Here is a 25,629-nt window from a genome sequence, read left to right on the forward strand (position 1 = left end):
TTAACGTTCAGCCACCACAAAGGGAGCGGCGGGTGAGTCTCACAGGTCCTGCGCAGCGAATGAGTAAAACAAGCTTTCAGCGACTGGTGCTTGGCCTTGTCTTGAGTTCCTTATTGGCAGCCTGCTCGAGCACGCCATCCGGCGGTGCGCGGGTCGTTGACCGTACCAACGCAACTCCCCAAAGGCCCACGGTGACCACTGGGCAATACGTGGTGCGCAAAGGCGACACCCTGTTCTCGATTGCCTTCCGTTATGGCTGGGACTACAAGGCGCTGGCCGCCCGTAACAACATTCCTGTGCCGTATACGATCCATCCTGGGCAGACCATTCGTTTCGATGGTCGCTCAGGTTCTGCACCTACGGCAGTTGTGACAAAGTCGGGATATTCGCCATCGTCCTCGAGCAAGACCACCATCATTACCCGGCCTGCAGGCAGCGCCGCGCCTACGGTTGCGAGCAAGCCGGCACCCGCGCCGTTGCCACCCGCCGGGCCTGCACCGACCGGTTGGGGATGGCCTTCAAACGGAGTGTTGATTGGAAAATTCTCTTCAAACGGTAGTTTGAATAAAGGCATTGATATCGCCGGGGATTTGGGACAGCCTGTTTTAGCTGCGTCTGATGGGACAGTGGTGTACGCCGGGAGTGGTTTGCGGGGCTACGGCGAGCTGGTCATCATCAAACACAGCGATACCTACGTCAGTGCCTACGGTCATAACCGCAGGTTGTTGGTTCGGGAGGGGCAGCAGGTCAAGGTCGGACAGACGATTGCCGAAATGGGGTCAACGGGCACAGACCGGGTGAAACTGCACTTTGAGATTCGCCGCCAAGGGAAGCCTGTAGATCCGCTGCAATTCCTGCCCCGTCGTTGATGTGTTGCACAGCCTGTTCCCTCACGTAGAAGGAACAGGCTCCAGCGTTGCCAAGGATAGAGGCGTCGCTTGAGCTTGAGGTCGAACTCACCAAAGGACTATAACAATGGCTCTCAGTAAAGAAGTGCCGGAGTTTGACATCGACGATGAGGTTCTCCTTATGGAGGCCAGCATCGATTTGGAAACGATGTCAGATAATGAAGGGGTATCACCACCTTCAGTTCGCACCAAATCCAAAAATGCTGCCGCGTTGAAGCAGCACAAGTACGTTGATTACACGCGGGCGCTCGACGCGACCCAGCTGTACCTCAATGAAATCGGCTTTTCCCCTCTGTTGACCCCCGAAGAAGAAGTCCATTTTGCGCGTTTGTCGCAAAAGGGCGATCCGGCTGGGCGTAAGCGCATGATTGAAAGCAACCTGCGCCTGGTGGTGAAAATCGCCCGACGCTACGTCAATCGTGGGCTGTCCCTTCTGGACCTGATCGAGGAGGGCAACCTGGGCTTGATCCGGGCTGTGGAGAAGTTCGACCCTGAGCGGGGCTTCCGTTTCTCCACCTACGCCACCTGGTGGATTCGCCAGACCATCGAACGGGCGATCATGAATCAGACCCGCACGATCCGGTTGCCGATCCATGTGGTCAAGGAGCTCAACGTCTACCTGCGGGCGGCGCGTGAGCTGACGCAAAAACTCGATCATGAACCCTCGCCTGAAGAAATCGCCAACCTGCTGGAAAAACCGGTAGGGGAGGTCAAGCGCATGCTGGGCCTTAACGAGCGTGTGTCTTCGGTGGATGTCTCGCTGGGGCCGGATTCGGATAAGACTCTGCTGGACACCCTGACCGATGATCGTCCAACAGACCCTTGCGAGCTGTTGCAGGACGATGATCTTTCCCAAAGTATTGACCAGTGGCTGTCAGAGCTCACGGACAAGCAGCGTGAAGTGGTGATTCGCCGCTTCGGCCTGCGCGGCCATGAGAGCAGCACCCTGGAGGATGTAGGCCTGGAGATTGGCCTGACCCGTGAGCGGGTGCGGCAGATCCAGGTAGAGGGCCTCAAGCGCTTGCGCGAGATCCTGGAGAAGAATGGCTTGTCGAGTGAGTCGTTGTTCCAGTAACAACGCAGCTTGAAGGTTTGAATGTGGGAGGGGGCTTGCTCCCGAATGCAGTGTGACAGTCGCTGATGTGTTGACTGATACACCGCATTCGGGAGCAAGCCCCCTCCCACATTTTTTTGTCCGACATTACATCGGTGTGCTGATCGATCCCACGCTCTGCGTAGGCATGCAGTCGTGACGCAGAGCGTCACAAGAGGCATTTCCACGCGGAGCGTGGGAACGAGCGCATAAAAAAACCCCGCTTTTAAGGGCGGGGTTTTTTCGACTGAGTCAGTACAAGTTAGATAACTTGAACTTCTTCAGCTTGCATGCCTTTCTGACCGCGGGTAGCGATGAAAGAAACCTGTTGGCCTTCTTTCAGGCTTTTGAAGCCGTCGGATTGGATAGCTTTGAAGTGAACGAACAGGTCGTCACCGGATTGTGGAGTGATGAAGCCGAAGCCTTTTTCATCGTTGAACCACTTAACGGTACCAGTTTGGCGATTAGACATGGTGTATCTCCTTGGACAAAGTTAACTGCGACTCAGGAAAAGCCCTGGCCGAGACTGAGTGCAAAGAGCAGGAAAAATTCTTGGAGATGGTTGGATCGAAATTCAACATATCGTGTAGAGATTCTCAGTGACACAAGCAGCACAGTGGCGCCACCTTAACCCTTTTTCCGGAACGTGCCAATGGTATTTCCGAAGGTTTCTCTATTTTCGTGACTGGCGGTGGTATTTACAGTCATTGATGCCGGCCATCCGGGCCCCGGCCACGCTGGCTGCGGCTTATAGCGGGCGGTGCATTCATCAAGAAAACCCGTACGGCCTTTGAACCCCAACGCCGGCCCCGGTAAGATGGCCCACAGATTTTTTTCGCCTCGCTATTCAGGACACCGCCATGAGCATCAAATCGGACAAGTGGATTCGCCGCATGGCGCAGGAACACGGCATGATCGAGCCGTTCGTCGAACGCCAGATTCGTGGTGAAGGCGACGAGCGCGTGATTTCGTACGGCGTTTCCAGCTATGGCTACGACGTGCGTTGCGCCGATGAATTCAAGGTGTTCACCAACATCAATTCGGCGATCGTCGATCCGAAAAACTTCGACGAAAAGAGCTTCGTCGACGTCAAGAGCGACGTGTGCATCATCCCGCCCAACTCTTTCGCCCTGGCGCGCACCGTGGAATTCTTCCGCATTCCTCGCGACGTGTTGACCATCTGCCTGGGTAAAAGCACCTATGCCCGCTGCGGCATTATCGTCAACGTCACGCCGCTTGAGCCTGAGTGGGAAGGCCACGTGACCCTGGAATTCTCCAACACCACCACTTTGCCGGCGAAAATCTACGCCAACGAAGGCGTGGCACAAATGCTGTTCTTGCAGTCCGACGAGGCTTGTGAAGTGTCCTACAAAGACCGTGCGGGCAAGTATCAGGGCCAACGCGGCGTCACTCTCCCACGCGCTTGATCTAAAGCTCCTACGGGCAAAGGGAATTTGTCTGCAGAAAGTGACTCTATCTAGGTGTACTGCTTCGGCGCGTGTGAAACGCGCCGGGCCATACTTGAGGAGTACCCTATGAAGATCGACCCGCGAATCAGCGCAGAACTCGCCCGGCTTGAACCCAACCAGATTGGTGTTCTGGCCTGGTCCTTGATGGCCAACCCCGCGCACGCGGGCGGCATCCCCGGTCAACCCGAACCTGATTACCCGCAGCCTACCGAGCCGGGTGAGCCGACCTTACCGGACGAGCCACCACCCGCGCCTGTTGCCTGATACCTGAGCGGGCCTTCATCGATTCATTGAATCGGCCAGACCTGGTGATCGCCAATCACAAAGATTCGGTGGTCTTGGGCCTGCTCCACGGCATAACCCCCTGTAAACGCGCCAAAGGCTGGCAGCAGGCTAACCTGAGCGCCGATCTGGAAGCACGGCAAGCGCAGCCGCTGGCGCCCTTTGCCTCGCAGGTGGTACACCGGATGCACATGCCCCGCCAGTACATGGTGGCTGGCGTGTGCGTCGGGCTCATGTTGCAAGGCGAAAGGGCCCATCAGCAGAGGCTCCGCGACCACATCGATGCCCAGATCCAGCGGTGGGTCGCCGGCCCGTTTGTCGTGATTGCCGCGAATCAGGGTCAAGGCCAGTGGGCGATTGCGCTCGCGCCAGGCCCGAATTGCGTTCAGGGTGCCGCTGGCGTGAGAGCCAGGGCCGTGCAGGAAATCGCCGAGAAAGATCAACTGCGCGCAGGGCAGCGCCGTTAACAGCCTGTCCAGGCGTTCCAGGTTGGCCGTAGTCGTGCCCTGTGGCACCGGTTGCCCCAGGCTGCGATAGGCCGACGCCTTGCCAAAATGCGCATCGGCAATCAGTAGGCATCGACGTGCGGGCCAGTACATGGCCTTGTCCGGCAATAGCCATAGCTCTTCGCCTTCCAGCATCAGTGGGTAATGCATCAGCCTTGCCCTTTGTCGGCGACTTTTTCCAGGTCCTTGACCATCCGCGCGATGCGCTCCGAGAGTTTTTCCGAGCTCATGCTTTCGCGCATCCGTTCTACCAGCAGCGGAAAGGCCAGCGGTGTGGGCCGCTGGATCGTGTGCAAGTCCAGCTTCAGCGTCGACAGATGATTCAGCGTGTGTTCCAGCCGGCGAATATCCAATTCATCACGCAGAACCTCTTCCCCGGCCTGGGCCAGCAGCAGGTTCTGCGGGTCATATTGCTTGAACACCTCAAAGAACAAGCCGCTGGAAGCCTGCACTTGTCGCGTGCTTTTCGGCGCGCCGGGATACCCGGCAAAGACCAGCCCGGCGATTCGTGCAATCTCGCGAAAGCGGCGCAGGGCCAGTTCGCCGGCATTGAGGCTGGCGATCACGTCAGCCAGCAGTTCTTGGGGGCTCAGCAACGTAGCGTTCAACAGCTGGGGCCACTGCACCTCGGTGGCGCTCAACAGCTCCAGGCCATAATCATTCACCGCAATCGAGAAGGTCAGCGGCTGCTGTTGGCTGACCCGCCAGGCCAGCAAACTGGCCAAGCCCAGGTGTACCTGGCGGCCAGCGAAGGGGTACAGAAACAGGTGCCAGCCTTCCCGCGACCGCAGGGTTTCAGCCAGCAAATGCTCACGGGTCGGCAGGCCGGACCAGCGCAATTGGGTGTGCAGCAGCGGTTGCACCGCCTGCATCTCCGGGCCGTCGAAGTGCCCATGCGCAGCGGCATCAAAACGCTCGACCACCGCCTGGGCCAGTTCGTTGGAAAGGGGCATGCGCCCGCCATTCCAGCGTGGCACGGCGGCTTTTTTCGCGGTGCTGCGGCGTACATAGGCGGTCATGTTTTCCACCCGCACCAGCTCCAGCAAGCGTCCGGCGAATAGAAATCCATCCCCCGGCTTGAGCCTTGCAATAAAGCCTTCCTCGACACTGCCCAGGTTCTTGCCGCCGCCGCCTTTGCTCCAGAACTTGAGCTGGATACTGGCATCACTGACGATGGTGCCGACACTCATGCGATGGCGGCGTGCAAGGCGTGCATCCGGGACACGCCAGATACCGTGTTCATCGGGCTCCACCCGGCGGTAATCCGGATAAGCGGTAAGTGACAGGCCGCCATGGCGCACAAACCCCAGGGCCCAGGTCCAATCCGCTTCGGTGAGGTCGCGATAGGCCCAGGCGCCGCGCACTTCGTCCAACAGTGCTGCCGGGGTAAAGCCGCCGCCAAGGGCCATGCTGACCAGGTGTTGTACCAGCACATCCAACGGCTTGTAAGGTGATTCCCGCGCTTCGATGCGCCGTTGGGCGATTGCATCCTGGGCGGCCGCCGCCTCCACCAACTCGAGGCTGTGGGTTGGCACCAGGGTTACCCGTGAGGGCCGCCCTGGCGCGTGGCCGGAGCGCCCGGCGCGTTGCATCAGCCGCGCTACGCCCTTGGCGGAGCCGATTTGCAGCACCCGTTCCACCGGCAGGAAGTCCACGCCCAGGTCCAGGCTGGAGGTGCACACCACCGCCTTGAGCTGCCCGTCTTTCAAAGCCCGCTCCACCCAGTCGCGGGTTTCGCGCGATAACGAACCATGATGCAGGGCAATCAACCCGGCCCAGTCCGGACGCGCGTCCAGAATCGCCTGGTACCAGATCTCCGATTGCGCACGGGTATTGGTAAACACCAGGCAACTGCTGCTGGCCTCTACTTCGGCTACCACCTGCGGCAACATCTTCAAACCGATGTGCCCGGCCCAAGGGAAACGCTCGGTGACCGCTGGCAACAGGGTGTCGACCTTCAGCGCCTTCGCCGTTTGCCCCTGCACATTGACCCCGCCACCCTGTGGTACCAGAACCTCCAACGCGTGGGCCTGATTGCCCAAGGTCGCTGAAATGCCCCACACCATCAACTGCGGATGCCAGCGCCGCAAGCGTGCCAGCGCCAGTTGCAACTGCACGCCGCGCTTATTGCCGATCAGTTCATGCCATTCATCCACGATGACCATGCGCAGGTGCGCCAGGCTGGTCTCACTGTCGGCACGGGCCAGCATCAACGTCAGGCTTTCCGGGGTGGTGACCAGGGCGGTGGGTTGGCGACGGGTCTGGCGCGCGCGTTCACTGCTGCTGGTATCACCGGTGCGCAGGCCCACGCTCCAGGGAATCTGCAACGCCTCCAGCGGGGCTTGCAGGGCGCGTGCGGAGTCGGCGGCCAAGGCGCGCATGGGGGTGATCCACAGGACGGTCAGCGGCTCGGCAGGCGGTTTGCGTTTGCCTGCGGCGGGCGGGCGGGTGATGGCGAAACGGTTGAGGGCGGCAAACCACAGGGCATAGGTTTTACCCGCCCCGGTGCTGGCATGCAGCAACCCCGACTGGCCGGCCTTGACCGCGGCCCATACCTCTTTCTGAAAGGCGAATGGCTTCCAGCCTTGGGTGGCAAACCATTGCTTGGCGAAGTCGTGGGTTTTTGCCATGCGGCAGCGGACGCTCTGGAGGGGTTAGTTCAAAGACCCCGTAGGCGCCGCCGACGTTCAACTGTAGGAGCGGGCTTGCCCGCGAAAAAGGTTCAGGCGCCGCGTTTAATCTGGATGCCCGCGTTATCGTTGACGATTTTCGCGAGCAAGCTCGCTCCTACTTCAAGTTGCCGCTCAAAAATTGTTGCAGGCGTTCGCTCTTTGGATTGCCCAGCACATCCTCTGGCAGGCCTTGCTCCTCCACCAGGCCTTGGTGCAGGAACAGCACCTGGCTTGAGACCTTACGCGCAAAGCTCATCTCGTGGGTCACCATGATCATGGTGCGGCCTTCCTCGGCCAGGCCTTGGATCACCTTCAACACTTCGCCCACCAGCTCCGGGTCCAGGGCTGATGTGGGTTCATCGAACAGCATCACCTCCGGTTCCATCGCCAGGGCGCGGGCGATGGCGACGCGCTGTTGCTGGCCACCGGAGAGGAACGCCGGGTATTGATCTGCCACGCGCGCCGGCAGCCCGACTTTGTCCAGGTAGCGGCGGGCGCGGTCTTCGGCGTCCTTCTTGCTGCAACCCAGCACGCGGCGCGGGGCCATGGTGATGTTTTCCAGCACGCTCATGTGGCTCCACAGGTTGAAGTGCTGGAACACCATCGCCAGCCGCGTGCGCAGGCGTTGCAGCTCGGCGTCGTCGGCCACGCGCATGCCATGGCGGTCGCTGACCATGCGGATCGCTTGGCCGTCCAGGGTCATGGCGCCATCGTTGGGGGTTTCCAAAAAGTTGATACAGCGCAGGAAGGTACTCTTGCCTGAGCCACTGGCGCCGATCAGGCTGATCACATCACCGGTCTTGGCCTTGAGCGACACACCTTTGAGCACTTGATTGTCGCCATAGCTTTTGTGCAGGCCTTCAACGGTCAGTTTGTACATGGGGCGTGCATCCTCAAGGCGAAAGTAGATAACCGCTACGGTAGGCCTGTGTGCCGGCGACATGGCAGATCACCATGCCGGCCGTGGCCATGCGGCGTAGCGAGCGGGCGTAAAGCAGCCCGGCGTGCTGGCAGTGCACAGGCGTTACGCGGTCTGTAATGGGGTCGATGATGTCGGCGACCCATTGCCCGGCTTCCAGGTATTCGCCTGGCAGGGCGTTGAATACCAGCAAGCCACCCACCGGGGTGGTCACCGGCTCCACCGCCGCCAGCGGCGTAGCCGGGTACGACAGGGCCGGCAAGGGAGCTGCATCGCCGTGAATGGCGCCGAAATGGATCAAATAATCAATGATGGCCTGGCAGTCCAGCGCGGCGAGGCCGTGGTTGACATCGCCCTGGCCGCGCAATTCGACGGTCACCGACAAACTGCCCATGGGGATCGGGTAGCGTTCGCCGAAGCGTTGCTGCAATTGCCACCACAGCAGGGTGAAACATTCGTCAAAAGACTGCCCGCCGGAATCGGTAGCCAACAGGTTGGCCTCCGAACCCAGGTAGCGCGCCAACGGTTCTACCTGTGGCCAGGCGTCGGGCGTGGTGTACAGGTGGGCCACGGCTTCGAAGTCGCAATGCAGGTCCAGCACCACGTCGGCATCACAGGCCAGGCGTTGCAGTACCAGGCGTTGGGAGTGCAACTGGGTCTGGGCGGTGTGCGCGGCCAGGGCGTGGGACAGTGCGCTGCGGATCAATTGGGCATTGCGCTGCGGATCATCGCCCAGCAGGCCTTCGACCTGGTTGCCGACGTCTTCACTGAGATCGACGAACAGGCGATTGAAGTTCTGCCCGCTTTCCAGTTCGTAGCGGCCCAAGGGGATGTCCATCAACACCTGTTCCAGGCCCACCGGGTTGGCGACCGGCACCAGCACGATTTCGCTGCGCAAGCGTCCGGCCGCTTCAAGCTCTGCCAGGCGCGCCTTGAGATGCCAGGCCACCAGCATGCCCGGCAATTCATCGGCATGCAGGGAGGACTGGATGTACACCTTGCCTTCGGGCTGCTGCGGGCCGAAGTGAAAACTGTGGATCTGCCGCGCCGTGCCGGGCACCGGCGCGATCAGGTCATGTAGCTGATGGTGCATGCAAGCTCCTTAGTGGCTCGGCCCGAGGAAAGCCAGCCAACGCCGCTCCGCCAGGCGAAACAGGCCGACCAGGGCGAAGGTCACCGTCAGATAGATCAGTGCGGCAATGCCGAATGACTGGAAGGTCATGAAGGTGGCGGAGTTGGCATCCCGCGCCACCTTGAGGATGTCCGGGATCGTTGCGGTAAAGGCCACCGTTGTCGAGTGCAGCATCAGGATCACTTCGTTGCTGTAGTAGGGCAACGAGCGTCGCAACGCCGAAGGCATGATTACATAGGCGTACAGCTTCCAGCCGCTGAGGCCGTAAGCCTTGGCCGCCTCGACTTCGCCGTGGGCCATGCTGCGGATCGCCCCGGCGAAAATCTCCGTGGTGTAGGCGCAGGTGTTGAGGGCGAAGGCGAGGAGGGTGCAGTTCATCGCATCGCGAAAGAACGCATCCAGCACCGGTTGCGCCCGCACGGCGGCAAGGCTGTAGATGCCGGTGTAGCAGATCAGCAACTGGATATAGAGCGGCGTACCGCGAAACAGGTAGGTGTAGAACTGCACGGGCCAACGCACCAGGCGCTTGCGCGAAACGCGGGCGATGGACAGCGGGATCGACACCAGAAAGCCGATCACCAGTGAGCCACTGAGCAACCACAAGGTCATGGCCAGGCCGGTGATGTGCTGGCCGTCGCTATAAAGAAAAGGGCGCCAGTATTCCTGCAATAGCTCGATCATCGCACGGCCTCCCGGGCGCCTGCGGAGTAGCGACGTTCAAGTCGGCGCAAGACAAAGTTGGAGGCGCTGGTGATCAACAGGTAGATCAGCGCCGCCAGTACCAGAAAATAAAACAGTTGATAGGTGCTCTTGCCGGCGTCCTGGGCGGCTTTTACCAAGTCTGCCAGGCCGATGATCGACACCAGCGCGGTGGCCTTGAGCATCACCATCCAGTTATTGCCGATGCCCGGCAGCGCAAAGCGCATCATCTGCGGGAAGGTCACGTAGCGAAACCGCTGCCCGCGCTTGAGCCCGTAGGCAGTGGCGGCTTCGAGTTGGCCACGGGGCACGGCGAGGATCGCGCCGCGAAAGGTTTCGGTGAAATACGCACCGTAGATAAAGCCCAGGGTGATCACCCCGGCGCTGAATGGGTCGATCTCGATGTATTCCCATTCCATGAAGTCGGTAAAGCCGCTGAGCCAGGTTTGCAGGCTGTAGAAAATCAACAGCATCAGCACCAGGTCCGGCACCCCGCGAATCAGGGTGGTGTAGAGCTGGGCGGGGATACGCACAATGGTCAGGCTGGACAGTTTGGCGCTGGCGCCGAGCAGGCCCAGCAAGACGCTGACGGCCAGGGACAGCACCGACAACTTGATGGTCATCCAGGTGCCTTGCAGCAACAGCGGGCCGAAACCCTTCAGGCTGAATGCGCTCAGCCCGAGGGTTTGCAACAGATCTTCGAACATAAATCAGGACCTATGGCGATAAAAAAGCGCCCCACCCGAAGCAGGGCGCCCCAGGCATTATTTGCCGCTGTACAGGTTCAGATCGCCAAAGTGTTTCTTCTGGATAGTGGCGTAGGTGCCATCATCGTGTAACGCTTTGATACCTTTATCCAAAAGCGCCTTGAGTTCAGTGTTACCTTTTTTGATACCGATGGCGGTTTTCGACGGCAGCAGCGGGTCGTCGATCGCGGCACTCACTTCATAGCCGGCACCGGCTGGCGACTTGAGAAAGCCCAGTTCGGCTTGCAGCATGTCCTGCACGGAAGCGTCGAGGCGACCGGAGGTGAGGTCGGCGTACACCTGGTCCTGGTTGGCGTAAGCCTTGGTGGTCACCCCGGCTTTATCCAGCACAGCCTTGGCGTAGGCTTCCTGGATGGTGCCTTGCTCGTAGCCGACGGATTTGCCCTTGAGGGATTCTGGCGTCGAATAGCCAGCGCCTTTCTTGAACACCAGGGATGTCGGGCCGGAGAACAGCTCGGTGGAGAAGTCGATGGCCTTCTCTCGCACTGGGGTCACGGTCATCGACGAAATCACGCCATCGAATTTATTGGCTTTCAGGCCCGGGATCATGCCGTCGAAGTCACTTTCGACCCACTTGCACTTGACCTTCAGCTCCGCGCAGATCGCATTGCCCAGGTCGATATCGAAGCCCACCAGGCTGCCGTCGGCGGCCTTGGATTCGAACGGTGCGTAGGAAGGGTCGACACCAAAACGCAATTCCTTGTATTCCTTGGCCGTAGCAACACCAGCAGCCATGCACAGAGCCAGTGCAGAAAGGGTCAGCAATGCTTTTTTCATTAGGTAATCCCTGGAAACCAAGATAAGCGCTTGTGGCGCGATTAGGACTGTTACTGAACGGTGTCAGACCCATCACAAGTAGCAATTTCTGCACCATAGTTCCGGATGGGCTTTTTAAAAGGTGGGATAAGGCCGTTTCAAGTGTAGGCGGTGCCCGAAAGTGGGCATGGAATTTCCAGTGCACCATTGTGGATCGGTTGCTGATCAAAAGGTGGGAGCTGGCTATATCAGGTCAGCAGGTCTTGTAGCGTGGCCAGGTTGTCCGCTTCTTCCACCGCCTTATCCTGGCGCCAGCGCAGCATCCGCGGAAACCGCACGGCAATCCCGCTCTTGTGCCGCTTGGACAGGGCAATCCCCTCGAAACCCAGCTCAAACACCATGCTCGGCGTCACGCTGCTGACCGGGCCGAATTTCTCCACCGTGGTTTTGCGCACAATGGCGTCGACCTTGCGCATTTCCTCGTCGGTCAGCCCGGAATACGCCTTGGCGAACGGCACCAGGGTGCGCTCGCTGCCCGGCGGGCCGTCCCATACGGCGAAGGTGTAGTCACTGTAGAGGCTGGCGCGCCGACCATGGCCGCGCTGGGCGTAGATCAACACGGCGTCGACGCTGAAGGGGTCGACCTTCCACTTCCACCACAGGCCCATGTCCTTGGTGCGGCCCACGCCGTAGAGGCCCTTTCGATCCTTGAGCATCATGCCTTCCACCCCCAGGCTGCGAGAGGCTTCGCGCTGTTCGGCCAAGGCTGCCCAGGTTTGGCCTTCCAGCAATGGCGAGGGCAATAACACCGGTTGGTTGCACGCCGCGATCACCTGTTCCAATTGGGTGCGACGTTCAGCCTGGGTGTGGTTGCGCCAGTCGTCGCCCTGATATTCCAGCAGGTCGTAGGCGAGCACCGCCACTGGCGCATCCTCTAGCACTTTTTTACTCAAGGTCTTGCGGCCAATGCGCTGTTGCAGCAGCGCAAAGGGTTGCACCGAATCTTTCCACACCACGATTTCGCCATCGATCACCGTACCGTCGGGCAGGCCACTGACCAAGCTATGAAGTTCGGGGAAACGCTCAGTCAGCAACTCTTCACCGCGAGACCAGACCCACAGGCGCCCCTCGCGTTTGACCAGTTGTGCGCGAATGCCATCAAACTTCCATTCCACCTGCCAGTCGGCGGGCGGACCGAGCAGCGTGTCGAATTGCTCCACCGGTTGCGCCAGCCCGTGAGCCAGAAAAAACGGATAGGGCTGCCCGCCACGTTGCGCGTGTTCGTCGGATGATTCGGCGGCGATCAGCTTGAGGTAGCCCTCGGCTGTCGGACGGTTCGACAGGTCGGTGTAGCCCACCAGCCGCTGTGCTACGCGTTTGCTGTCGAGGTCGGCCATGGCGGCGAGGGCGCGGGTCACCAGCAGTTTGGACACCCCGACCCGGAAGCTGCCGGTGATCAACTTGATGCACACCATCAGGCTCGGTTGGTCCAATTGCGCCCACAGCGCGGGCAGCCGTTCTGCCAGGTCCAAGGGCGGCAGGCCGCGCAGGGGCAGGAGTTTTTCTTCCAGCCATACGGCCAAGCCGTCTTCGGAGGTGTAGGTGGATTCTGGCAGGAGCAGGGAGATGGTCTCGGCCAAGTCACCCACGGACTGGTAGCTCTCTTCGAACAGCCAGGGTTCGATACCGGCCGCTTCGGTGGCCATGTCCCGTAGCAGACGTGTGGGCACCAGTTGGCGCGGCCGCCCACCGCTGAGAAAGTACACGGCCCAGGCCGCATCGGCCGGCGGCGCCTGCATGAAGTAGGCTTGCAGGGCGGCGAGTTTGGCATTGCTGGAGGTGGTGGCGTCGAGGTTGGCGTACAGCTCGGCGAAGGCTTTCATGCCGTGACCTCTTCTTCGTCATCGCCGTACTCGGTGCTGAAACCTTGGGCATCCAAGCCCTTTTCCCGCAGGTGACGTACCAACACACCCACCGAACCATGGGTGACCATCACCCGGTGTGCGCCGGTTTGTTCGATGGCCCACAATAAACCAGGCCAGTCGGCGTGGTCCGAAAGCACGAAGCCACGGTCCACGCCGCGCCGCCGCCGTGTACCGCGCAGGCGCATCCAGCCGCTGGCGAAGGCGTCGCTGTAGTCGCCAAAACGGCGCATCCAGGTACTGCCACCGGCAGAGGGCGGGGCGATGATCAGGGCTTGGCGCAGCAGTGGGTCGGTTTTTTTGAAGTCGCCGGCATACAGGGTTTCGGGGATGTAGATGCCCGCTTCGCGGTACACCCGGTTCAACGGTTCGACCGCGCCGTGGCTGAGGATCGGGCCGATGCTGGCGTCCAGCCCATGGAGGATGCGTTGGGCTTTGCCGAAGGAGTAACAGAACAGCACGCTGGCTTTGCCACTGGCGATATTGGCCTGCCACCAGTCATTGATCCCGGCAAAAATCTGCGCCTGGGGCTGCCAGCGGTAAATCGGCAGGCCGAAGGTGGATTCGGTGATAAAGGTGTGGCAACGCACCGGTTCGAAGGGCGCGCAGGTGCCATCGGGCTCGACCTTATAGTCGCCAGACGCCACCCAGACTTCGCCCTGGTATTCCAGGCGTACCTGGGCCGAACCCAGTACATGCCCGGCCGGATGAAAACTCAGGGTCACGCCGTGATGCACCAACCGTTCGCCGTAGGCCAGGGTTTGCAGGTTGATGTCCTGGCCCAGGCGCCAGCGCAGGATACCTTCGCCGGGGGCGGCGGCCAGGTAGTGTTGATTGCCGGTGCGGGCGTGGTCGCCGTGGGCGTGGGTGATGACTGCGCGTTCCACTGGGCGCCAGGGGTCGATGTAAAAATCACCGGCAGGGCAGTAGAGGCCTTCGGGGCGGGCGATGACGAGGTCCATGGGGTTGCCGGGGCGGTGGGCTTGTTAGTTATGAGGCGGGGCTGGGGGGAGAAGTTCTATTTGAATGCGGGCAGTGCAAAGGTGGGATGCCTTCGATGTTGGCCTGATGCCCCGCGATCCAACGGTGGGAGCTGGCTTGCCTGCGATGACGGCCTCCCAGCCGACACCCATCTACCTGACACCCCACAATCCAACTGTGGGAGCGGGCTTGCTCGCGAAGGCGGCCTAACAGTCAACACAGTTGGACCGGGTACATATCCGTTATTTAGGTAACGGCCACTTAGGGTTCCGCCCTGACGGCGGGTCACTTTGGAAAAGCCCCAAAGTAACCAAAGGGCTCTTGCCCCACCACTCGGCACCTCGCTTGGGCTCGGTGTGCCCGTAATCCGCCAGTGATTTGGGGGGCCGCCGCCACGCGCCATCCATGGCGCGGGGCGGCTAAACCGGCATCCCTGCCGGTTTACCCCCCAAATCCCTGTCGAATTCCGGCCAGCGTGGTTTAACGGGGCGCCTAAGATCAAGATCACAAGCAGATCAAGATCAAGAGCGGCTCGCTTCGCATCGTGGTTACTCGGCTGCTATCGCAGGCAGGCCCGCTTTATCTGGTTTCGTCACTGGAAACCGGTTTACTTACCGGGCGTCAGGGTCAACCTGGTCTTGCCGTACACCTTCTCAAAATTCTGCGGCTGCATCGGAAAGCTCAGGTATTGCGCCTTCAGCGACGGGTCGATGCCGTTGGCATAGTTCGGGCTGGCCGGGTTGCCGGATTGGCCGATGCCGCCCTGGCCCATCATTGGTTCCGCCTGGCCGAAGTCGATGATCATGCGCAGCGCCGATACTTGGGTCGTGTTGAAATCCTGGCCCCAGGTGTACGGCGCCGGGTTCAGGGTGTTGTGATCGCCACCGCTGGCGAAGGGGCCGCGGATAACCTGGCCGCTGGTGTTTTTCCACGTGGTGCTGTGCAGCTTGCCCCACTGCCAGGCCTTGTGATCGGCGCCCAATTGGCTGTCGCCAGTAGTGATGGCGGCGGCTAGGGTGCGGGCCAGGATCGCGGGTTTGTCTTCTTTTTGCGCGGTACGCGTGTCATCCCAGAACGGGCTGTCTTCACGGCCCAGCAGGTGATCGGCGATGGCCGAGTAGGACAGGCTGGCGTTGCTGACGAAGGCTTTCCAGCTGGCGCTGTTTTCCGGGCCGAGTTTGTCGAGGAAGATCTGCCGGGCGCTTTCTTGCAGGAACAGTTCATAGATCGCCGCGTCAGCCGAGGTGGTCGCCAGTCGACCATCGAAGGCCATCAGGCGCTCGAGTGCTTCGCGGGCCTTGGCGCGTTCCGCTGCCGGCAATGCATCGATGGCCTGCTTGAGGGGCTGGGCCATGCCCGGCGCCTGGAACATGTTCTTGAGCTTGGCGGCGAAGAGGGTGGTCTGGTCGTATTGCATGGCAATCAGGCTGCGGCTGTCATGCTTGCCGGCGTTGGCCAGTTGCGCCAGGCGTTCGCTGCGTTCCGGTGCATCCCAGGCGTTGGACAGTTGCATGCCGTAGCCACGCGGCGCGGTGCGCTGGTTGGCGGTGCCGATCCAGCCCTGGGCCGGGTCTTGGTCGTACGGGTGCAACATTGCGTCGGCGTAGCCGTCCCAGTCAAAGCGCGTGTCCCAGCCCGGCGATGGCAGCAGGCCTTCGCCTTCGCGGCGGTTGGGGAAGCGGCCGGTGACTTGCCAGCCGATGTTGCTGGCGTCGGCGAAGATCATATTCAGGGCGATGGCGCGAATCTCGCGGGTGGCATCCGAGGCCTTGCCGGCGTTTTGTGCGCGGGACAGGTCGAAGAATGCATCCAGGCTCTTGTCGTCCTTGAAGTCGGCGGTTTGCAAGGCCAGGCCAAGACCGCTGGTGAGCGCCTGGCTGCTGTTGAGCAGGACGCCGTGGCGGGTTTCGTACACCACTTCGCGAATCGAGCGCTGGCCCTTGATGAAGAAGGTTTCGTTGCGCACGCCGGCCGGCAGCCATTTGCCGTTGTTCTCGTAGTACAGCGCGCTGCCCTGGCGTTTGACCTTCTCCAGGAACAGGTCCTGGGTGTCGCCCTTGACCGCACTCATGCTCCACGCCACTTTGCCGTTGAAACCGGAGAGCAGGGTCGGCAAGCCGGCAATCGAAGCACCGACGGCCTGGTATTTGGGCGCACGAATCTGCACGTAGTTCCACGGCGACGGTGCTTGTGGCTGCGCGGCGATGTCGTTGGCCAACAGGCTCTTGCCGCTGCGGCTGCGTTGCGGACCTATGGCCCAGTTGCTTGAGGTGGTGACGCCCAGGGCGTTGAGGCTGCGCAATTGCTGACCTACCGTTTCCAGCCCGGCGAGGCCTGTGATCTGGCTCAGGTTGACGCCCTTGAGCTTGTCGGCTTCGGCCAGCGGGACGGGTTCGTCCGGTGCGCTTGGGGTGAGCCAGGCGAGTTTGTCGACCCCGACCTTTTGCGCCAGCACCAGGGACGAAAGCTCCTCCTGCAGGTTGCTCGACTGGCTGAAATTGAGCAGGCAGAACAGCAGCGCCGAATCTTCCGGTTTCCAGTACTCGGGCTTGTAGCCGCTCTGGGCCAGGTCCGCCGGCAGCTTGTCGCGGTAGCGGAACAGGTAGGCGTTGACGCCTCGGGCATACACTTCAAAGAAGCGTTTGAGGCGTGGCGATGAGGCGTTGTACAACTCGCCAGCGCTTTTCTTGAGGTTGACCGCCCGCATGAATCGGTCGACGTCCAGCACTTGCGGCCCCGACATTTCCGCCAGACGGCCCTGAGCCAGCAGGCGCAGGGTGACCATCTGGGTGATGCGGTCGCTGGCGTGCACGTAACCGAGGCTGAACAGTGCGTCGTGGAAGGTGTTGCTTTCGATCAGCGGTATGCCTTGGGCATTGCGGCGCACCGACACATTCTGTGCCAGGCCCTTGATCGGCTGCACGCCAGCAACGGGCGGCAGGGTGTCCTGGGTGTTCTGGAGCTGGCAACCAGCCAGGCCCAAGGCACTGACCACTGCCGCGGCAACGCCGAACCGGGGAAGAAAATGTAAGAGGGCTGGCGAGGCCATGGCAAAGCTCCTGCGGGGGGTAGCGTCAGTAAAGGCGCTACGTTAGTGAGCGCGGCGAAACGACGCAAGCGGGAGTTTTGGCAATTGCGTGAGAACTTGAAACAGCCATCCATCGAGGTGGGGGCTGGTTTAAGGCTTTGTAGGAGCGAGCTTGCTCGCGAGGAACCGATAGGCGCTGTGTTTATTCAGGAAACACGCGTAACCGTTGACGTTTTTCGCGAGCAAGCTCGCTCCTACACGTGCGGTTTAAGCACCGTGGCACTTCTTGAATTTCTTCTCGCTGCCGCACGGGCAGGGATCGTTGCGACCGACGTCCTTCAACGCATTGCGCACCGGCTCTTGGTGAGCGTGGCCGCAGTTCGGGCCGTGGACATGGCCGTGGTCGTGATCATGGTGGTCATGATCGTGGTTGCAGTCAGGACCATGGACATGGGGTTGCTGTGTCATCGATGTTGCTCCGGAATAAAATCGCCGGGGATTATCTCGCCATTGTGTGCCACCTGCACGTCATTACCGATGAATAATCCGGTTTTCAGTTCGCCCTCTAAACGATAAGGCACGGGCCGGTCGGGATTTTTCAGCATCTGCACCACCTCACGCACCTGTGGCCAGAGGTTGGTGCGCACCGAGACCTTGAAGAATTTATGCCCCCGTGGCGGTACGGTCAGCCACTCGTTGGACTCGCCTTCGGTCAACACCAGGTTGCCCAGGCTGACCTTGTAGACCAGGCCGCGCACGGTCAGGTCGGCGTCGTCGCGGTTGTCCACGCGAAAGTACAGCTTGAATTTCTGTTCCAGCAGCTTGGCTCGCACCACTTCGACCTTGACCAGGGACACGTGGGGCGGCGGCGCGTCATCTTCGAACCAGGACGCGCAGCCGGTCAGGCCCAGGGTCAACGCCAGCATCAAGCTATACATCCGAAGCATGGCGTTATCCCCGTCAAGTGATTAGAAGTAGCTGGAACAGCACTTCTTGAATTTCTGCCCACTGCCACACAAACAGGCGTCGTTACGTCCGGCCTTCACTTCTACTGTAGGGTCGATGAAGTACCAGCGCCCCTCATTCTGTACGAAAGAAGACTGCTCGCGGTGACTATGTTCGCCGGTAGCGTCATGCCAGCGCGCGGTAAAGGTGACAAAGGCGTGTTCCGGTTGCCCGCCGAACACCTCGGAGCTTTCCACCTCAAGGCCCAGCCAGGTGCTCTGGGCACTCCAGGCGGCAATGGCGTCGCGGTCCAGGCCGGCCTGTTGCGCAGGCAAGGTTGTGGCGACCAGGTAATCGACCAGGCCCAGCACATAGGCGCTGTAGCGCGAGCGCATCAACGCGCTGGCGCAGGGGGCTGGGTGACCGGCGTGATAATGGCCGCAGCAGGCATCCAGCAGATTGCCGCTGCCGCACGGGCAAATGGATGTACTCATCGGGTTACCACCAATACTTTCCGAAATTTTCCGGGTTGGCCCAGAAGCGGGCGTTGAGCCAGTCCGGCACCTGTTTATAGTCAAGCAGATCATAGGTAAACAGCGTCAGCACCTGATCATCGCGTTGGAAGCGTTCACCGGCTTGCAGGGCCAGGGAGAAAAAGTCGGTGTCCTTCCAGTCGCAGGCGCTCAGGTCGGCCAGCACGGCGATGCGGCTGGCGTTGAGGTTACGAATGCCACCGAGCAGGGTCAGGCCCTGGGGTTTGGTCAGGTGCTCCAGGCAGTCGACCACCAGCGCGAGGTCAAAGCGCTGCACCGCGAGGTTTTCCGGCAATGGCCCTGGCGGGGCATAGAACACCTCGGTATCCGGGTGCGCAGCTTTGAAGGCATCCAGCGCCGGAAATTGGCTGGCGCCCACTAATAACAGGCGTTTTGGCCTGTGAAGGTCCAGCAGGGCCGCCAAGGCTTGTTGGGGCGTACGGGCAGAAATTCCAGCGGTCATTGCAGATCCTCGCATCAAGACCGTAGAGACTAGCGCGGCTGGGCGCGTGGGCCTAGAGCGCGGCGGTCGATAGCCGCCGGGGGAGAACTGAAGTTTTTTGATCCTTCACTGGCAAATCGCCTGTAGAAGTCGTTACTGTGCGCTCAAAGAAAAATTTGAAAACACTCAGGAGCCCCATGATGCGTAAGGTTTTTCTGCTGGCCCTGTTGGTCAGCCCCGTTGCCCTGGCCCAGAGCGTCAGTGTTGAAACCAATTCGTTGATGCGCTTGCCCAGCAGCACCAGCGTGTTGCAGCTCGAGCGCCTGGACGTGGCGGATTACGGCACCTTGCTGATTCCGGCCACCATCAGCCAGGTCACGGTGGATGAGCTGCACTTGGGGCGCGACGCGCGTATCACCATTGTTCCCGGCAATACCGCGCTGCAGATGCAAGTGCGCGATGCGCAGTTGGAGCAAGGTAGCCAGATCACCTCACGGGGCGCTCCCGGTACCCACGAAAAACCCGCCAAGGCTGGGCGTGACCTGACCTTGCGCATTAACTCGCTGACCGCAGACGCGCTGTTGGTGGATGCCCGTGGCGGCGCCGGAGCCCAAGGTTATGCGGGCTTGGATGGTGCCAACGGCGTGGACCCGGGTTGCACTTGGGGTTCAGCCGGGCGCGGTTTTAATGGCGATAACGGCGGCGATGGCCGGCCAGGGGCGGCGGGCGCGCAGGTACGCCTTGAGTTGCCGCAGGCGTTCCCGGCGGAACAGATCAAGGTCTGGGTCGATGGCGGGGCGGGAGGCCTGGCAGGTGTTGCGGGTAAACCCGGCAAGGGCGGGCAGTCCAAGGGCTGCCTGGTGTACCGCGCGGACGGCGGCGAAAAGGGCCGTCCAGGGTTGGAAGGGCAACCGGGGCCGGCTGGGCCTGCGGGGGCTGTGACTATCCAGCGGCTCTGAGTCGCCTGGCCTTACGCCATCGCGGGCAAGCCGTAGGTATCACACATTTTCGGCGCGATGCTGGACCTGTGGCGAGGGAGCTTGCTCCCGCGACGGCCTGACAGTCGACACAGTTGGACCGGGTACATATCCGTTATTTAGGTAACGGCCACTTAGGGTTCCGCTCTGACAGCGGGTCACTTTTGGAAAAGAGCCCCAAAAGTAACCAAAAGGGCTCTTGCCCCACCACTCGGCACCTCGCTTGGGCTCGGTGTGCCCGAACGCAGGCTTGAATCCGTGGGCCGCCGCCACGCGCCATCCATGGCGCGGGGCGGCTAACCCGGCGTCCTGCCGGGTTACCCACGAATTCAAGCCTGCGTTCGGCCAGCGTGGTTTAACGGGGCGCCTAAGATCAAAAGCCAGATCAAGATCACAAGCAGATCAAGATCAAGAGCGGCTCGCTTCGCATCGTGGTTACCGTTGAGCGCTACAGAGTTATTTAGATACCGCCACGATAGTGTCAGCAAGAACAGCTCAGAACATCGGCCGAGCCGAAGCCACTGCCACCACCACCAACCCGACAATCAAGTTAATCCCCACCAACTTGCGAATCTGTCCCAGCGCAGCCGCGCCTGCCGGCCAATCTTCAGCCGCCACCGCTGCCTTCAGCTCCGGGAATTTCAACGCTTGGATGCGGATAAACAGCGCCGTCATCACCAGATACAAACCCATCATCACCTGCACATAGCGCGGCGCGGTTTCAAAACCACTGAAGCGCAGGTGCAGCAAACCCATGCCGCTGATCGGCAAAAGCACCACCGCCACCCATACCCATACAAAAAAACGTTGAAACACATTTGCCCATAGCTTGAGCCGGGCAGGGCCCTCAAGCGCCGCCATGGCGGCGGGGCGCAGGATCATCCAGGCGAAAAACATGCCGCCGACCCAGATCAAGGCGGCCAGTACATGCAGGGTATAAGCGAGGCTAAACGCGGTCATTGTGGTACTCCGTTCTGCGCGGGATTAATTAGCGGGGTATGATAGCGGCCGATCCGAACCACTGAAAATTTATCCAGCGTTTTTTGCGCCCGACTATCCATGATCAGCACTGAACTCAAAACCACGATCCAGGGCGCCTATTCGCGTTTTCTCGAAGCCAAAAGCTTGAAACCGCGCTACGGCCAACGCCTGATGATCGCCGAAGTGGCAAAAGTCCTCGGGGATATCGACACCGACGACGAGGGCCGCCGCGAGGGTGAGCCTGCGGTAGTGGCCGTCGAGGCTGGTACTGGTACCGGCAAGACCGTGGCCTACAGCCTGGCCGCGATCCCCACGGCCAAGGCCGCTGGCAAGCGCCTGGTGATCGCCACCGCCACCGTCGCGCTGCAAGAGCAGATTGTCTACAAAGACCTGCCCGACCTGATGCGCAACAGTGGCTTGAACTTTACCTTCGCCTTGGCCAAGGGCCGTGGCCGCTATATGTGCCTGTCCAAGCTCGACGTATTGCTGCAGGAAGGCCACGCCCAAACCGCCACCGCCTCCTTGTTCGAAGAAGAAGGCTTCAAGATCGAGGTGGATGAGGTCAGCCAGAAGCTGTTTACCAGCATGATCGAGAAGCTGGCCGGCAACAAATGGGACGGCGACCGCGACAGCTGGCCCACCGCCCTGGAAGACTCCGACTGGGCGCGCCTGACCACCGACCACAGCCAATGCACGAACCGCCACTGCCCCAACTTCGGCCAGTGCGCCTTCTACAAGGCGCGCGAAGGCATGGGCAAGGTGGACGTCATCGTCACCAACCACGACATGGTGCTGGCTGACCTGGCCCTGGGTGGCGGCGCGGTACTGCCCGACCCACGCGACACGCTCTATGTGTTCGACGAAGGCCATCACCTGCCAGACAAGGCCATTGGCCATTTCGCCCATTACACCCGCTTGCGCTCCACGGCCGACTGGCTGGAAACCACTGCCAAGAACCTCACCAAGCTGCTTGCCCAGCATCCGTTGCCCGGCGACCTGGGCAAGTTGATCGAGCAAGTGCCGGAGCTGGCGCGCGAGATCAAGACCCAGCAGCAGTTCATGTTCAGCGCCTGCGAGCAGGTTGCGGACTTCAAGCCCGGTGAAGACGTCGAGGGCCGCGAGCGCCCGCGCCATCGTTTTGTTGGCGGGATGATCCCCGAGCACATGCGCGAAATGGGCATCGAGCTGAAGAAAGGCTTTTCACGCCTCACCGACCTGTTCACGCGCCTGACGGACTTGCTCAAGGAAGGCATGGATGGCGAGGTCAATATCGGCATCGCCAGCAACCAGGCCGAAGAGTGGTACCCCTTGTTCGGCAGCCTGCTGTCTCGTTCCCAAGGCAATTGGGAGCTGTGGACCGCCTTTACCGTCGAAGACCCGGAAGACAACCCGCCCATGGCCCGCTGGCTGACGCTGTCGGAAAGCGGTGCGCTGTTCGATATCGAGGTCAACGCCAGTCCGATCCTCGCCGCTGAAATGCTGCGTCGCAACCTGTGGAACGTGGCCTACGGCTGCCTGGTAACCTCGGCCACGCTGACGGCCCTGGGCACTTTTGACCGCTTCCGCATGCGCGCCGGCCTGCCGAAAAAGGCCGTTACCGCCGTGGTACCCAGCCCGTTTCATCACGCTGACGCCGGCGTGCTGCGGGTGCCAGACCTCAAGGCCGACCCACGGGACGCGGCCGCGCACACGGCGGCGATCATTCGCGATCTGCCGTCGCTGGTGGAAGGCTCCCGCGGCACCCTGGTGCTGTTCTCGTCGCGCAAGCAGATGCAGGACGTGTTCGACGGCCTCGACCGCGACTGGCGCAAGCAGGTGTTTATCCAGGGCAACCTGTCCAAACAGGAAACCCTGAACAAGCACAAGGCGCGGGTCGACGGTGGGGATTCCAGCGTGTTGTTCGGCCTGGCCAGTTTTGCCGAAGGCGTCGACTTGCCCGGCGCTTACTGCGAACACGTGGTGATCGCCAAGATCCCGTTCTCGGTGCCGGATGACCCGGTCGAGGCCGCACTCGCCGAATGGATCGAAGCCCGGGGCGGCAACCCGTTCATGGAAATTTCGGTGCCGGATGCTTCACTGAAGCTGGTGCAGGCCTGCGGGCGTCTGCTGCGTACCGAAGAAGACCGCGGCACCATCACTTTGCTCGATCGGCGCCTGGTCACCCAGCGCTATGGCAAGGCGATCCTCAATGCCTTGCCGCCGTTCAGGCGCGAAATTTCTTAAGCCACAGTGGGCGAAATCGCCCACTGCGTGGTCTATCTCATCACTATCGTCAGGCCAGTCATCGGCCGTTTGGGAGAACCTTGTTCGTATGATTCGCACGCTGCCCGCTCTTTTTGCCCTGCTGTTCGCTGCGCCGCTGATGGCTGCGCCCGAGGGGCAACAAACGCTGTTCAACTTCGTCCGGCCTGCCGATGTGGTCAAGGTGGCGACCCAGGACGCCAGCCTGCCGCAATACAACGCCGAACAAACGCCCGAAGGCGAGGTGCTGCGCCGTATCACCTTCAACCCGGCTGCCGAGCCGAGCCTGGTGCTCAGCCCGCAGACGGGTACCTGGGACTGGTCGCAATCGAGCGCCATGAGCCTGCGTATCCAGAGCGCGATGAACTGGGCGCTGACCCTTTACGTCAAGGTGAAAAGCGCCGACGGCAAGACGCTCGTCAGCCGCATCGACCTGCCGGCCGGCCCGGCCCAGACGTTACTCGTCCCGCTGCAAGCCAACGCCCCCCTGAGCCAGGGCATGAAGGCCGGCCCGCCGATGCCAATGACCGTGGATGGCCAACGGGTGTTGCTGGCCGCCAGCGCCGGGGAGATCGACCGCAGCCAGGTGGTCTCGGTGACCCTGTCGATGCTCAAGCCCAATGCCGCCCAAAGTATCCTGCTGGAGCGCTTCGGCGTGCAGGACAGCGAGCCGGTATTGAAGGCCGCCTACACTGAACTGGTGGACGCCTATGGTCAGTCCACCCGCGCACGCTGGCCGGAAAAGGTCAGCAGCGACGAGCAGCTCAAGGCATCGGCCGCCAAGGAACAACAGCAGCTCAAGGCCTGGCTGGCCGAGCGGGACAAGTCCTCCCTGGATCAATACGGCGGCTGGAAAAAGGGCCCGGCCTTCGACGCCAGCGGTTTTTTTCGCACTCAGAAGCGCGACGGTCGCTGGTACCTGGTGACGCCGGACGGGCATCCGTTCTACTCCCTGGGGGTGAACACCGTGGCGCCGGACAACAGCCAGACCTACGTGGCGGGGCGCGAGTGGATGTTTGCGGCGCTGCCCAAGGCCGGCGAACCCTTTGACAAGTACTACGGCAGCGACGACAGCCGCACTGGCAACGGTGCCGGCGAAGGTCGCGGATTTGGCTCGGGGCGTTGGTACGATTTCTATGGCGCCAACCTGCAACGCACTTACGGCGGTGAGTTGGACCAGCCACGCTGGGTGACCCATACCCTCGATCGCCTGCAAGCCTGGGGCTTTAACACCGTCGGCAACTGGAGCGATCCGGACCTGGCCACTGCCGACCGGGTGCCGTACACCTTGCCGCTGTCGATTGTTGGTGACTATGCCAGCATCAGCACCGGCACCGACTGGTGGGGCGGCATGCCCGACCCGTTCGACCCACGCTTTGCCATGGCCACTGAACGCGCCGTGGCCATCGCGGCCCGTGACCACCGCGACGACCCGTGGTTGATCGGTTTCTTTGCCGACAACGAATTGGCCTGGGCCGGCCCCGGCGACGATGCCAAATCCCGTTACGCCCTGGCCTACGGCACCCTGCGCATGACCACCGACGTGCCAGCCAAGCGCGCCTTCCTCAAGCAACTGCGCGACAAGTACCGCAATGAAGAGGGCCTTTCCAAAGCCTGGGGCATTCACCTGGCCGGTTGGGAGCTGATGGAAGACCCGGGCTTTGAGCCGCCGATGCCCAGCCCTGAACACCCGGAGATCGAAGCCGACTTCAAGTATTTCCAGAAGACCTTCGCCGATGCTTACTTCAAGACCATCTCCGACTCGCTGAAGTGGCACGCGCCCAACCAGCTGTTGCTGGGCGGTCGCTTTGCGGTGAGCACGCCGGAAGCGGTCGCATCGTGCGCGCAGTATTGCGATGTGCTGAGCTTCAATATGTATACCTTGAAGCCTCAGGATGGTTATGACTTCGCCGCGCTGCGTGCGCTGGACAAACCGGTACTGATCACCGAATTCAACTTTGGCTCTGCCGACCGTGGCCCGTTCTGGGGCGGCGTGACGCAACTGGCCCGCGAAGAAGACCGTGGCGCGGCGTATACGACCTTCCTCAAGCAGGCGGTGGCCGAGCCGTCGATTGTCGGGGTGCACTGGTTCCAGTACCTGGACCAGCCGGTCACCGGGCGTCTGCTGGATGGTGAAAACGGCCATTTCGGCCTGGTCGGCATCACCGATGTACCCTTCCAGGGCTTTGTCGAGACGGTGCGCAAGAGCAACCTGGCCGCGCTCGACCAACTGGGCCGTGAGGCGCAAAAAGCCAAGGCCACCCAAGCGACGCGTGAGAGTGACGCCGCCAAACCTGGGCGTGACGGCAAAGGCGCGGGGCAGGGCGCCGGGCACCCTGGCGGGCATGCTGGGAATGGGCATTGATTCATCGTTGA

At 61.3% G+C, this 25,629-nt stretch carries 23 protein-coding genes; 7 read left to right on the forward strand and 16 right to left on the reverse strand.

Annotated features, from left to right (window positions below):
- Positions 1-32 precede the first annotated feature (32 nt).
- Together ACWHXD_RS07395 and rpoS are read left to right on the forward strand one after the other, a co-directional pair.
- Positions 33-869 carry a peptidoglycan DD-metalloendopeptidase family protein gene (locus tag ACWHXD_RS07395; RefSeq protein ID WP_499083758.1) on the forward strand — a complete coding sequence of 279 codons (837 nt, stop codon included), beginning with the start codon at positions 33-35 and terminating at the stop codon, positions 867-869.
- Between the two features lie 106 nt (positions 870-975).
- On the forward strand, positions 976-1,983 hold the full coding sequence (gene rpoS, locus ACWHXD_RS07400; RefSeq protein WP_032893168.1) for an RNA polymerase sigma factor RpoS: 1,008 nt from the start codon (positions 976-978) through the stop codon (positions 1,981-1,983).
- A 280-nt stretch (positions 1,984-2,263) separates the two neighbouring features.
- Here the strand turns inward: rpoS and ACWHXD_RS07405 are convergent, their stop codons facing one another.
- Positions 2,264-2,473, reverse strand: a complete 210-nt coding sequence (locus ACWHXD_RS07405; protein ID WP_002554837.1) for a cold-shock protein — start codon at positions 2,471-2,473, stop codon at positions 2,264-2,266.
- Positions 2,474-2,861: 388 nt separating this feature from the next.
- Between ACWHXD_RS07405 and dcd the strand changes: the two genes are divergently transcribed.
- On the forward strand, positions 2,862-3,428 hold the full coding sequence (dcd, locus tag ACWHXD_RS07410; protein WP_003189215.1) for a dCTP deaminase: 567 nt from the start codon (positions 2,862-2,864) through the stop codon (positions 3,426-3,428).
- Between the two features lie 108 nt (positions 3,429-3,536).
- Positions 3,537-3,734 carry a hypothetical protein gene (locus tag ACWHXD_RS07415; protein ID WP_005785769.1) on the forward strand — a complete coding sequence of 66 codons (198 nt, stop codon included), beginning with the start codon at positions 3,537-3,539 and terminating at the stop codon, positions 3,732-3,734.
- A 23-nt stretch (positions 3,735-3,757) separates the two neighbouring features.
- Here ACWHXD_RS07415 and pdeM read toward each other — a convergent pair whose 3' ends face one another.
- The 14 genes from pdeM to ACWHXD_RS07485 form a co-directional block, all read right to left on the reverse strand.
- The gene (pdeM, locus tag ACWHXD_RS07420; protein ID WP_138763362.1) at positions 3,758-4,408 is read right to left on the reverse strand and encodes a ligase-associated DNA damage response endonuclease PdeM; all 651 of its coding nucleotides are present in this window, start codon (positions 4,406-4,408) and stop codon (positions 3,758-3,760) included.
- Positions 4,408-6,888 carry a ligase-associated DNA damage response DEXH box helicase gene (locus tag ACWHXD_RS07425; RefSeq protein ID WP_138763363.1) on the reverse strand — a complete coding sequence of 827 codons (2,481 nt, stop codon included), beginning with the start codon at positions 6,886-6,888 and terminating at the stop codon, positions 4,408-4,410. The genes pdeM and ACWHXD_RS07425 overlap by 1 nt, the downstream gene beginning before the upstream one ends.
- Positions 6,889-7,045: 157 nt before the next feature.
- Positions 7,046-7,810, reverse strand: a complete 765-nt coding sequence (locus ACWHXD_RS07430) for an ABC transporter ATP-binding protein (protein ID WP_034126849.1) — start codon at positions 7,808-7,810, stop codon at positions 7,046-7,048.
- Between the two features lie 13 nt (positions 7,811-7,823).
- A complete protein-coding gene (locus ACWHXD_RS07435) occupies positions 7,824-8,942 on the reverse strand; it encodes a succinylglutamate desuccinylase/aspartoacylase family protein (RefSeq protein ID WP_138763364.1) in 1,119 nt (372 codons plus the stop codon).
- 9 nt (positions 8,943-8,951) lie between these two features.
- Positions 8,952-9,662 carry an ABC transporter permease gene (locus ACWHXD_RS07440; protein WP_044272623.1) on the reverse strand — a complete coding sequence of 237 codons (711 nt, stop codon included), beginning with the start codon at positions 9,660-9,662 and terminating at the stop codon, positions 8,952-8,954.
- Entirely contained in the window at positions 9,659-10,387 is a 729-nt protein-coding gene (locus ACWHXD_RS07445; RefSeq protein WP_098949260.1) for an ABC transporter permease, read from the reverse strand. The genes ACWHXD_RS07440 and ACWHXD_RS07445 overlap by 4 nt, the downstream gene beginning before the upstream one ends.
- A 57-nt stretch (positions 10,388-10,444) precedes the next feature.
- On the reverse strand, positions 10,445-11,224 hold the full coding sequence (locus ACWHXD_RS07450; RefSeq protein ID WP_032893160.1) for a transporter substrate-binding domain-containing protein: 780 nt from the start codon (positions 11,222-11,224) through the stop codon (positions 10,445-10,447).
- Positions 11,225-11,451: 227 nt separating this feature from the next.
- Positions 11,452-13,086, reverse strand: a complete 1,635-nt coding sequence (locus ACWHXD_RS07455; RefSeq protein WP_138763365.1) for an ATP-dependent DNA ligase — start codon at positions 13,084-13,086, stop codon at positions 11,452-11,454.
- The gene (locus ACWHXD_RS07460; RefSeq protein ID WP_032893158.1) at positions 13,083-14,087 is read right to left on the reverse strand and encodes a ligase-associated DNA damage response exonuclease; all 1,005 of its coding nucleotides are present in this window, start codon (positions 14,085-14,087) and stop codon (positions 13,083-13,085) included. Before ACWHXD_RS07460 ends, ACWHXD_RS07455 begins: the two co-directional genes overlap by 4 nt.
- A 626-nt stretch (positions 14,088-14,713) precedes the next feature.
- Entirely contained in the window at positions 14,714-17,155 is a 2,442-nt protein-coding gene (locus tag ACWHXD_RS07465) for a penicillin acylase family protein (RefSeq protein ID WP_138763366.1), read from the reverse strand.
- A 246-nt stretch (positions 17,156-17,401) separates the two neighbouring features.
- Positions 17,402-17,602, reverse strand: coding sequence for an SEC-C metal-binding domain-containing protein (locus ACWHXD_RS07470; protein WP_003189235.1), 201 nt, complete (start codon positions 17,600-17,602; stop codon positions 17,402-17,404).
- A complete protein-coding gene (locus ACWHXD_RS07475) occupies positions 17,599-18,081 on the reverse strand; it encodes an LEA/WHy family protein (RefSeq protein ID WP_054897983.1) in 483 nt (160 codons plus the stop codon). The genes ACWHXD_RS07470 and ACWHXD_RS07475 overlap by 4 nt, the downstream gene beginning before the upstream one ends.
- Positions 18,082-18,102: 21 nt before the next feature.
- Entirely contained in the window at positions 18,103-18,573 is a 471-nt protein-coding gene (locus tag ACWHXD_RS07480) for a YchJ family protein (protein ID WP_003189238.1), read from the reverse strand.
- 4 nt (positions 18,574-18,577) lie between these two features.
- Complete coding sequence (locus ACWHXD_RS07485; protein ID WP_138763367.1) at positions 18,578-19,075, reverse strand: DUF6231 family protein; 498 nt, start codon at positions 19,073-19,075, stop codon at positions 18,578-18,580.
- Positions 19,076-19,254: 179 nt separating this feature from the next.
- Here ACWHXD_RS07485 and ACWHXD_RS07490 point away from each other — a divergent pair, with 179 nt between their 5' ends.
- Positions 19,255-20,013: a hypothetical protein gene (locus ACWHXD_RS07490; RefSeq protein WP_032893150.1), complete on the forward strand. Its 759-nt coding sequence runs from the start codon at positions 19,255-19,257 to the stop codon at positions 20,011-20,013.
- A 513-nt stretch (positions 20,014-20,526) separates the two neighbouring features.
- Here ACWHXD_RS07490 and ACWHXD_RS07495 read toward each other — a convergent pair.
- Complete coding sequence (locus ACWHXD_RS07495) at positions 20,527-20,991, reverse strand: CopD family protein (protein WP_003189242.1); 465 nt, start codon at positions 20,989-20,991, stop codon at positions 20,527-20,529.
- Positions 20,992-21,090: 99 nt separating this feature from the next.
- Here ACWHXD_RS07495 and dinG point away from each other — a divergent pair, with 99 nt between their 5' ends.
- Complete coding sequence (gene dinG / locus ACWHXD_RS07500) at positions 21,091-23,235, forward strand: ATP-dependent DNA helicase DinG (protein WP_032893148.1); 2,145 nt, start codon at positions 21,091-21,093, stop codon at positions 23,233-23,235.
- A gap of 88 nt (positions 23,236-23,323) precedes the next feature.
- Entirely contained in the window at positions 23,324-25,618 is a 2,295-nt protein-coding gene (locus ACWHXD_RS07505) for a beta-galactosidase (RefSeq protein WP_138763368.1), read from the forward strand.
- Positions 25,619-25,629 lie beyond the last annotated feature (11 nt).

The organism is Pseudomonas fjordensis (assembly GCF_976987115.1).